The organism is Nguyenibacter vanlangensis (assembly GCF_013376155.1).
GTDB classification, from domain to species: domain Bacteria; phylum Pseudomonadota; class Alphaproteobacteria; order Acetobacterales; family Acetobacteraceae; genus Gluconacetobacter; species Gluconacetobacter vanlangensis.
In genome coordinates, this window is record NZ_JABXXP010000940.1 from 1 (window position 1) to 901 (window position 901).

1 protein-coding gene is annotated in these 901 nt (G+C 70.1%); it reads right to left on the bottom strand.

Annotated elements, in window-relative coordinates:
* Positions 1-62: 62 nt before the first annotated feature.
* A partial coding sequence (locus HUK84_RS20315; RefSeq protein ID WP_176641811.1) for an aromatic amino acid lyase occupies positions 63-901 on the bottom strand: 839 nt, incomplete at its 5' end.

Sequence of the window (901 nt, forward strand, 5' to 3'; positions counted from 1 at the left end):
GACGCCCTTGACGATCAGCCGCGCGCCCCATTCCCTGCGCAGCCAGGCCAGGCCGTCCCCGCTCATGCGGCGCCGAATTCCGGCAGCGCCGTGGTCCTGGCCGCCGCGTCCGTCATGGCGCCGGACGCGATCAGCCGCCGTGCCGTTTCGATATCGGGCGTGAACAGCCGGTCCTGCGCGAAGAACGGCACCGCGTCGCGCAGGGTCGCGGCCGCGGCCGCCAGCGGCGCGGACGAGGCCAGGGGGGCGAGGAAATCGAGCCCCTGCACGGCGGCGAGATATTCGATGGCGATGATCGTCTTCACGTTGTCGTTGATGTCGCCCACGCGCCGCGCCGCGAAGGTGGCCATCGAAACGTGGTCTTCCTGGTTGGCGGAGGTCGGCAGGCTGTCCACGCTGGCGGGATGGGCCAGCGTCTTGTTTTCGGAGGCCAGGGCCGCCGCCGTGACCTGGGCGATCATGAAGCCGGAATTCAGCCCGCTTTCACGCACCAGGAAGGCGGGCAGGCCGCTCATCCCCGCATCGACCAGCAGCGCGATGCGCCGCTCGGCGATCGCCCCGATCTCGGCGATCGCGATGGCCATCAGGTCGGCGGCGATCGCGACGGGTTCGGCATGGAAATTGCCGCCGGACACCATTTCGTCGCTGCCCGGAAAATGAATCGGGTTGTCCGACACCGCATTGGCCTCGATCAGCAGCACCCGCGCGGCGTGGCGGAGGCTGTCCAGCGCCGCGCCCATCACCTGCGGCTGACAGCGCAGGCAGTACGGGTCCTGCACGCGTTCGTCGTCCACGCGGTGCGAGGCGCGGATCCGGGACCCCGCCATCAGCGCGCGATAGACGGCGGCGCATTCGATCTGCCCCTGCTGCCCTCGCAGCGCATGCAGCCGCGGATCGAACG